Here is an 8,789-nt window from a genome sequence, read left to right as displayed (position 1 = left end):
TCCTGCCAGTTGGTGGAGCTCTTGACGTGACCGACATTGAAGCCAAAGGTCACCTCGCTCGAGCGATAGAGCCCGATGCCGGCAGGATTGACGGAGACGGCTGTAGGATCGGCGCCGAGGGCACCGACGGCATTGCTCATGGCCTGAGCGCGTGCCGTGCCGTGGATCTCCCGCATGCTATTCCGGTAGACGTCGGTGGGCGCCTGCGCCTCGGCGGTACTCACTCCGAGGAGGAGCGAGAGGGCGAGCAGGGGAGTGATTGATTTATGTAGTGTCATTGCATTAAGTGCTTGAGGAAATGAGGGTCTGTCACTTAGCGACGACCACCACCGGTCCCGTTGTTACGGGTGGTCGTTGTTGTCGTCGTCGTGGTGGAGCGAGACGGCGATGAGGAGCGGGACGGGGTGCTGTAGGTACTCCGCGTCGTATTGTAGCTCCTGTTGTTATTGGAGCCGTTATTCCACCGGTTGGTGGTACGATTGGTCGAGTTGTATCCCCTATTATTATGGGTATTGGCTCGAGTGGTACCGATGGTGGGGCGGCGACCGTTATTGACGTAGCGGGAGTTATTGGAGCGGGTGTAGTTCGCCCCATTTCCGCCATTGCTCCAGCGGGAGACATTGCCCTGACCGAGTGCTCGACCGTAGGTGGCGGCGTGGCGGTCGTAGTAGCTCTCCGTGCGGCGTGCCCGAGGGGTGTAGCGCGAGGAGAAGTCCCGGCTGTACCAGCCATCGTAGTAGCCACCCCAGTAACCACCGCCATAGTAGCCATAGTCATACGGGTAGTAGCGATAGTAAGGTCTGGACCAGGTGTAGCCGTAGTAACCACCCCAGGGTGTGTACCACGGATCATACCAGGGGTCATACCAGCCCGGATAGGACCAGCGAGCGGCGTACCACGGGTCGTAGTAGCCACGACCGTAGACCCCGCCATACCAGGGATAGTAATAGGAGTAGGCGCCACCCCAGCCGTAGCCTCTATAGCCGGCATACCAGGGGTCGGTATTGATAGTAATGTAGACATTACTGTTCCGATCCCATCCTCTGCCGTAGTAGCTCCGGGTCCAAGGGTCGTACTCATAGTCATCCATGACGTACACCTTCTGCACGTCATCGAGGACAATGCGCCCGTCATCCTCACCATTGAAGCGTCTCATCCGGGCAGCGTACTTACCTCCGTTGCGAGGCGTGTCCAGGTTGTCCAGATTTCGCTCCATATCCTCAACCGTGACCCTCATGTCACGGCGGTTATACCAGTCTGTAGCCCGATCCCGGGCCTTTAGCTGAGCATCGCGTATGGAGTCGCGCTTAGCTTGGCGCTGTCTCTCCATAGCCATCTCGCGGGCGTATGCCTTCTTAGCCTGCTGACGTGCTACCCGAGCCTTAGAGGGGGTCAGGTACGCATCGTCCTGCGCTTGTCCGACATAACCCACAGAGACCGCCGCCAGCATCATGGCGGCAGTTAGTATCCGATGTAAAGCTTTCATATCGCGTCGTTAGTCTAATAAGTTTATACTCACCTTCTCTTCTGTGGACAAGAGGTATCACGGGGATACTCGATCCCACCTGCAAGGTACGAAAAAGTATTCTACTTCTCACCTACCTGCTCACTCTCTCTGCTATTCTTTTGATCAAAAACTGCGCCGAAAGTTTAAGGAGCCCCTGTGCCGCACTTCCCTCATCGACATAACCAGGGGCGTCAGGTCTGCACCCCCAAACTAAACCCGGTATTAGTTGCAACTAATACCGGGTTTAGTGATCACTATTACCGGGTTTAGAACTCTCCGAACTTTATCCAGCTCGATACGATACTCCCCAGCACCGGGGATCCGCCTCCCGCCGCATAGGGGATGAATGTGTCATCGTACAGGGGCGGGGTGTCAAAGGAGGGGGGACGGCGGGTAAGTCCCTGCTGGACCGGGCGGGCGAGGTGAAACTCAAATGCGTCAGCCCTGCCAGGGGGCGGCAATTGGATATTTTTTTCTAAAATAAATAGGTACCTTTGCGTGTCATTGGTACACACAAGAGAGAAATCCAAAAAAAATAGAGTAGCGATAGTATATGGCTCAAGAGATCAGTATCAAGAAGGGTCTCGACATACGACTGGCAGGCGACGCATCTGAGGAGGTGATCCCCTCCTCTGTCGGGTCGTCCTATGGCGTCAGTCCGACATCCTTCCCGGGGCTACAGCCCCGCCTGTCTGTGCAGGTAGGCGATCGTGTAATGGCCGGCAGTCCTGTCCTCTACCACAAGCCCTGCCCGGAGATGGTCCTCGTCTCCCCCGTCAGCGGCGAGGTGGTGCAGGTGGTGCGCGGTGCGAAGCGCAAGATCCTCTACGTCGAGATCAAGGCAGACGCCGACGTAACGTATAAGGACTTCGATGTGACGGACGTCACCTCGCGGAGCCGTGAGGAGATCCTCTCGCTCCTGATGCAGAGTGGCATGCTCGCCCTCCTCCGTAAGCGGCCGTACGATATGGTGCCGGACCCGACGGAGAGACCGCGGGACATCTATGTCACCGCCAACTTCACCGCCCCGCTCCTGCCCGACACGATGGCGCTCCTCGGAGAGGACAAGAAGTATCTCCAGATCGCTGCAGATGTGCTGGGTAAGCTCACCGAGGGCGACGTCTACATGGGCTACGCTCCCGGCGAGGCTCTGGGGCTGAAGGGCGTCCGCGAGTATGAGGTGAAGGGTCCCCACCCTGCCGGCAACGTGGGCGTGCTGATCAATCATACCCGCCCGATCAATCAGGGGGAGGTCGTCTGGACCCTCTCCGTGACGGAGATGGCCCTGCTGGGACGCTTCCTCACCACCGGTCACGTTGACCTGACGAAGCGTGTCGCCTGCGCCGGTACCGGCATGGAGAGGAGAGGGATCACCGTCGTCCGCGCCGGTGCTAAGATCGAGGACATTGTCTCCGACAAAAAGGCCAATACGGCTGAGCACCTCCGCCTCATCGATGGGGATGTGCTCACGGGACTGCAGGTCACCGATAGCCACCCCTTCCTCTCCACTCGGACCAATATCATCACCGCGATCCCCGAGGGGGACGAGACGGTGGAGCTCTTCGGCTGGATGGCTCCGGGACTGGACAAGTACTCCGTCTCGCGTACCTTCACCTCCTGGCTCACCGGGAAGCGGAAGTACACCATCGATGCGCGTCTCCACGGCTCGGAGCGCCCGCTGATGTTTAGCAACGAGTACGACAAGGTCTTCCCGATGGACATCTTCCCCGAGCAGCTGATCCGCGCGATCATCACCTTTGACATCGAGCGGATGGAGCAGCTGGGTATCTATGAGGTGGTGCCGGAGGACTTCGCTCTGTGCGAATTTGTCGACACCTCCAAGCTGCCCCTGCAGGCTATCGTGCGCGATGGTCTGGATCAGCTCTATAAGGAGATGAATTGATCGATGGACCGGCGTGAGTGCTCACGCCACACAATCCCATAGTAGAGACATACATGAATTCTTTTAAGAAAAAGTTCGACAACTTAGCACCGAAGTTTGAGAAAGGCAAGCCGATGCACTGGGCGAAGTCGCTCTATGAGGGCTTTGGGACCTTCCTCTTCGTGCCCACGGAGACGAGTCGTCGAGGCGTCCATATCCATGACAGCATCGATATGAAGCGTGCGATGATCACCGTGGTGCTGGCGCTGATCCCGTGCGCCCTCTTCGGTATGTACAACCTCGGCTACCAGCACTTCCTCGTGACAGGTCAGCTGGTGGAGTACGGCTTCTGGAGCCGTCTCTGGTACGGCTTCCTCGCCTTCCTACCCCGCTTCCTCGTCTCCTATATCGTCGGTCTGGCGATCGAGTTTGCCGACGCGCAGATCAAGGACGAGGAGATCTCCGAGGGCTATCTCGTCACCGGATTCCTCATCCCGCTGATCGTGCCATGGAGCGTGCCGCTCTGGATGCTCGCCCTGGCGATCGTCTTCTCGGTCATCTTTGCTAAGGTGGTCTTCGGCGGCAGCGGATACAATATCTTCAATGTCGCCCTCGTCACCCGTGCCTTCCTCTTCTTCTCCTACCCGAGCAAGATGTCCGGAGACGTCTGGGTACCGACCGGTCGCGCGCTCGGCTTTGGCGGCAGCGACCAGGTGGTGGACGGCTTTACCGGCGCCACCCCGCTCGGTCAGGTAGCCACCTGGACGGAGGAGACCGCCGGCACACTTACGACTGCCCTCGGCCAGCCCCTCACCTCATGGGACATGATCTCCGGACTGATGCCCGGATCGATCGGTGAGACCTCGATCATCGCCATCGCCATCGGTGCGCTGATCCTCCTCTGCACCGGCATCGCCAGCTGGAAGATCATGGTAGCCACCTTTGGTGGCGGCTTCCTGACGGCACTCATGTTCAATGCCATCGGCGCCACCCCCGCCATGACCCTGCCCGCCTGGAGTCATCTGATGCTGGGAGGCTTCGCCTTCGGTGCCGTCTTCATGGCGACCGACCCGGTCACCGCCAGCCGCACCGAGACAGGTAAGTGGATCTACGGCCTCCTGATCGGCTTCTTCGCCATCTGCGTCCGTGTGCTTAACCCCGGCTACCCCGAGGGTATGATGCTCTCGATCCTGCTGATGAATGCTCTCGCACCGCTGATCGACTACTTCGTCGTGGAGGCCAATGTCAGCCGTCGTACGAAGCGCGCCAATAAGGCGGCCGCCGCACACGCTGAGGCGATCTCCAAGTAATCCCTGAAGGACGATAAAAGACTATGAATAAGGAAAACAACGGTTATGTGATCCTCTATGCGTCTGTGATGGTCATCCTGGTGGCCGTAGGGCTCGCCTTCACCTCACAGTCCCTCAAGGATCGACAGATCGACAATCAGAATATCGACAAGATGGAGCAGATCCTCCGCTCCCTCGGCATCTCCGGGGTGGCTAAGGATAAGGTGATCGACACCTACAACGCTACCATCACCGACGCCTACCTCGTCGATCGCGAGGGCAACGTCATCGAGGAGACCCGAGGCACCGGCACGACCGATCCCGCCTTTAGCTACGACATCGCTGAGCTCCGCACTCCTGCTGAGCAGGAGAGCTATCCGGTCTTTGAGGCCTCGCTCGACGGACAGAGGGGATACGTCATGGCGCTCTACGGCGCCGGTCTCTGGGGTCCCATCTGGGGCTACATCTCCGTCGCAGGTGACGGAGACAGCGTCCTCGGGGCAGACTTCAGCCACGCCAGCGAGACCCCCGGTCTCGGTGCTGAGATCTCTCACGAGCCCTTCAGCGGGCAATTCCACGATAAGCACCTCTACCGCGACGGCAGCTTCACCTCCATCGCCGTCGTCAAGCACGGCAAGACGGATGAGAGTCGCGACTATGTCGACGGCATCTCCGGCGGCACGCTCACATCTAAGGGAGTCAATAACATGCTCCTCGACGTGCTGACGCAGTATGAGCCCTTCCTCAATAACCTCAAGCAGCAGAATAACTGATTATGTCAAAGCTAAAGAATAAGGACATCCTCCTCGGACCGATCAGCGGCAACAACCCCGTGATCGTCCAGGTGCTCGGCATCTGCTCCGCTCTCGCGGTCACCTCGAAGCTTGAGCCCGCTATCGTGATGGCGCTCTCGGTGACGATCGTCGTCGCCTTCGGCAACGTCATCATTTCCCTCCTCCGCAAGACGATCCCCAACTCCATCCGCATGATCGTGCAGCTGGTCGTCGTCGCCGCCCTCGTGACCGTGATCAGCGAGGTACTCAAGGCCTACGCCTATGACCTCAATAAGCAGCTCTCCGTTTTTGTCGGACTGATCATCACCAATTGTATCCTCATGGGTCGGCTCGAGGCCTTTGCTCTCGCCCACGGCCCCTGGCAGTCCTTCCTCGACGGTATCGGCAATGGTGTCGGCTACGGCATCATCCTCATCATCATCGGATTCTTCCGCGAGCTCTTCGGCTCCGGTACGCTCCTCGGCTATCAGGTGATACCCGATAGATTCTACGACGCCGGCTATATGGATAACGGCCTCATGATCCTCCCGCCGATGGCGCTGATCCTGATCGCCTGCATCATCTGGGTCCACCGCAGCCGTCACCACGAGCTGTGGGAGGAGGAGTAAGCCCTAAGGCTCAAGTGTATCACATAGAGAACAATCGATTATCATTATGGGAGAATATCTAAGCCTTTTCGTCCGGTCGATCTTCGTCGATAATATGATCTTCGCCTACTTCCTCGGGATGTGCTCTTTCCTCGCCATCTCGAAGAGTGTGAAGACCTCCATCGGACTCGGTGCCGCCGTCATCTTTGTCATGACCCTCACCGTGCCGATCAACTGGCTGCTCGAGAATTATATCCTCAAGCCCGGCGCCCTCGCCTGGCTGGGACCAAAGTTTGCCGAGGTGGACCTGAGCTTCCTCAGCCTCCTGATCTTCATCGCCGTCATCGCCTCCTTCGTCCAGCTCGTGGAGATGGTGGTGGAGCGGTACAGCCCGGCGCTCTACAACTCACTCGGCATCTTCCTGCCACTGATCGCGGTCAATTGCGCCATCCTCGGCGGATCGCTCTTCATGCAGCAGCGTGCCTTCCCCACCGTGGGACACGCACTCACCTATGGCTTCGGCTCCGGCATCGGCTGGGCCCTCGCCATCGCCTCCATGGCGGCTATCCGCGAGCGAATGAAGTACTCACGTGTACCCAAGGCACTCAAGGGTCTCGGCATCGCCTTCATCATCACCGGTCTCATGGCCTTCGGCTTCATGAGCTTCTCCGGTCTCGCCCTCTAAGTCCTCGTCAGAGATCACCCTTTTTATCTAAGGAAACAAGAAAGAAATGCTACTTGCAATATCTACTACAGCGATCCTGACGAGTGTGGTCGTCTTCCTCATCATCATCCTGCTCCTCGTCGTCGTCCTCCTCTTCGCCAAGGCTAAGCTCGTGAAGGTCGGCAACGTCGAGGTGACGGTCAATGACGACAAGACCTACACCGTACCCATGGGCGGCACGCTCCTCAATACGCTCCAGAACCAAGGCATCTTCCTCTCCTCCGCCTGCGGAGGTAAGGGCTCCTGCGGTCAGTGCCGCTGCCAGGTGATGGAGGGCGGAGGCGAGATCCTCGCCACTGAGGTGCCCCACTTCTCCCGCAGGGAGATCAAGAACGACTGGCGCCTCTCCTGTCAGGTCAAGGTGAAGGACGACATGAAGGTCCGCGTACCGGAGTCCGTCTTTGGCGTCAAGGAGTGGGACTGCACCGTTGTCTCCAATCACAACGTCGCCTCCTTCATCAAGGAATTTGTCGTCGCACTGCCCAAGGGCGAGCATATGGACTTCAAGCCTGGTAGCTATGCCCAGATCACTATCCCCGAGTACGACATCAGCTACTCCACGATGGAGGTGGATGAGAAGTTTAAGGGCGAGTGGGATAAGTTTAAGCTCTGGCCCCTCACCGCGAAGAACGAGGAGGAGACCACCCGTGCTTACTCCATGGCCAACTATCCCGAGGAGGGCGACATCATTATGCTGAATGTCCGCATCGCCACGCCGCCCTTTGACCGGAAGAATGGTGGCTGGATGAAGGTGCCTCCCGGCATTGCGTCGTCTTACATCTTCAACCTCAAGCCCGGTGACAAGGTACGTCTCAGCGGTCCCTACGGAGACTTCCACATCAATGAGAACTCTGACGCCGAGATGATCTATATCGGTGGTGGTGCCGGTATGGCGCCGCTCCGTGCCCAGATCCTCTGGCTCTTCAAGACCGCCCACACCACCCGCAAGGTCTCCTACTACTACGGAGCCCGCTCCAGGATGGAGATCTTCTACGAGGAGGACTTCCGCGAGATCGAGCGAGAGAATGAGAACTTCAAGTTTGTCATCGCCCTCTCCGCCGCTCCCGAGTCCGACCACTGGACCGGTCCCACCGGCTTCATCCACCAGTGCCTCTACGACACCTACCTCAAGGATCACCCCGCTCCCGAGGACTGCGAGTACTACATGTGCGGTCCCGGTCCGATGACCGCCTCGGCGCTCAAGATGCTCGATGACCTCGGCGTACCTGACGAGCAGATCTACTTCGACAACTTCGGCTAATCCACCGATCTGATACCCAACGAAGAGGGGGGCTGTGTTTCCATGCGAGACACAGCCCCCCTTTGATTTATCTTCTGTACCTTTGGGATATGCTAAGCGACTACTCATTCATACCGGAGCTGTGCCTCAGCCTCCCCGGCGCTGTCGAGGAGTACAAGGAGGCGTGGGATGCCGTACTCTACCGCGTGCAGGAGCGGATCTTTGCGCTGGTGCTGGAGGACCACGACGGCAATCCGCTCCTCAATTTCAAGAGCGATCTGCGTGAAGTTGCACCGCTCCACGCCCGCTACGATGCCCTTATGCCCGCCTATCATATGAGCAAGAAGCACTGGACCTCGCTCCGGCTCGACCTCGACTGCCCCGAGGAGATCGTCCGACATCTCCTCGTCCGCTCCTACGAGCTGGTGGTAGCAGGGCTACCGCGCCGCGACCGCAACCTCCTCATCCCCTCCCCCGATCAGTCGAGCAGACCCGCTTCTGAGGATACGAAACAGCTTTTCCAAAAGTAAGACCTTTGCAAAGGTCTCAAAGTTGTTTTTGTGATCTGACCGAAGGGTCGGACATGCCCGATGGGATCGGGAGTAATCTAATACCGGGTTTAGTGAAGTCTATTACCGGGTTTAGTGATCACTAAACCCGGTAATAGATATTCGCCATCCCTACAAGCCAGAGTCAGCATCGTACTGCCATAACGGGAGACTCGTCCGTTATGGCAGGCACGTCACGGCATACCATACTCCGTCCG

General features: G+C 58.3%; 9 protein-coding genes and 1 pseudogene. 7 read left to right on the top strand and 3 right to left on the bottom strand.

The window, feature by feature from the left end:
* The 3 genes and pseudogenes from Q0F21_RS03615 to Q0F21_RS03605 all read right to left on the bottom strand — a co-directional run.
* A pseudogene (locus Q0F21_RS03615) lies at positions 1–278 on the bottom strand (hypothetical protein); the annotation flags it as partial.
* 35 nt (positions 279–313) lie between these two features.
* A complete protein-coding gene (locus Q0F21_RS03610; protein WP_297237490.1) occupies positions 314–1,486 on the bottom strand; it encodes a hypothetical protein in 1,173 nt (390 codons plus the stop codon).
* A gap of 287 nt (positions 1,487–1,773) precedes the next feature.
* The gene (locus Q0F21_RS03605; RefSeq protein ID WP_297237488.1) at positions 1,774–1,968 is read right to left on the bottom strand and encodes a hypothetical protein; all 195 of its coding nucleotides are present in this window, start codon (positions 1,966–1,968) and stop codon (positions 1,774–1,776) included.
* A gap of 92 nt (positions 1,969–2,060) precedes the next feature.
* On the opposite strand from Q0F21_RS03605, the gene Q0F21_RS03600 reads away from it, so the two are divergent.
* The 7 genes from Q0F21_RS03600 to Q0F21_RS03570 all read left to right on the top strand — a co-directional run bounded on the left by Q0F21_RS03600 (position 2,061) and on the right by Q0F21_RS03570 (position 8,553).
* The gene (locus Q0F21_RS03600) at positions 2,061–3,410 is read left to right on the top strand and encodes a Na(+)-translocating NADH-quinone reductase subunit A (protein ID WP_297237486.1); all 1,350 of its coding nucleotides are present in this window, start codon (positions 2,061–2,063) and stop codon (positions 3,408–3,410) included.
* Positions 3,411–3,463: 53 nt separating this feature from the next.
* The gene (locus Q0F21_RS03595) at positions 3,464–4,699 is read left to right on the top strand and encodes an NADH:ubiquinone reductase (Na(+)-transporting) subunit B (RefSeq protein ID WP_288966578.1); all 1,236 of its coding nucleotides are present in this window, start codon (positions 3,464–3,466) and stop codon (positions 4,697–4,699) included.
* A gap of 23 nt (positions 4,700–4,722) precedes the next feature.
* Positions 4,723–5,451: an NADH:ubiquinone reductase (Na(+)-transporting) subunit C gene (gene nqrC, locus Q0F21_RS03590; RefSeq protein ID WP_297237484.1), complete on the top strand. Its 729-nt coding sequence runs from the start codon at positions 4,723–4,725 to the stop codon at positions 5,449–5,451.
* Positions 5,452–5,453: 2 nt separating this feature from the next.
* On the top strand, positions 5,454–6,080 hold the full coding sequence (locus Q0F21_RS03585; protein WP_297237481.1) for an NADH:ubiquinone reductase (Na(+)-transporting) subunit D: 627 nt from the start codon (positions 5,454–5,456) through the stop codon (positions 6,078–6,080).
* A 46-nt stretch (positions 6,081–6,126) separates the two neighbouring features.
* A complete protein-coding gene (gene nqrE / locus Q0F21_RS03580; RefSeq protein WP_297132017.1) occupies positions 6,127–6,744 on the top strand; it encodes an NADH:ubiquinone reductase (Na(+)-transporting) subunit E in 618 nt (205 codons plus the stop codon).
* Between the two features lie 46 nt (positions 6,745–6,790).
* Complete coding sequence (gene nqrF, locus Q0F21_RS03575; RefSeq protein ID WP_018107660.1) at positions 6,791–8,044, top strand: NADH:ubiquinone reductase (Na(+)-transporting) subunit F; 1,254 nt, start codon at positions 6,791–6,793, stop codon at positions 8,042–8,044.
* A gap of 89 nt (positions 8,045–8,133) precedes the next feature.
* Entirely contained in the window at positions 8,134–8,553 is a 420-nt protein-coding gene (locus Q0F21_RS03570; RefSeq protein WP_297237478.1) for an MmcQ/YjbR family DNA-binding protein, read from the top strand.
* The last annotated feature ends 236 nt before the right edge of the window (positions 8,554–8,789 follow it).

This window comes from uncultured Porphyromonas sp. (genome assembly GCF_934359325.1).
In the GTDB taxonomy this organism is placed as follows: Bacteria; Bacteroidota; Bacteroidia; order Bacteroidales; family Porphyromonadaceae; genus Porphyromonas_A.
The sequence above is the reverse complement of the archived record's forward strand: the minus strand, read 5'-3'. Positions and strand labels throughout refer to the sequence as shown.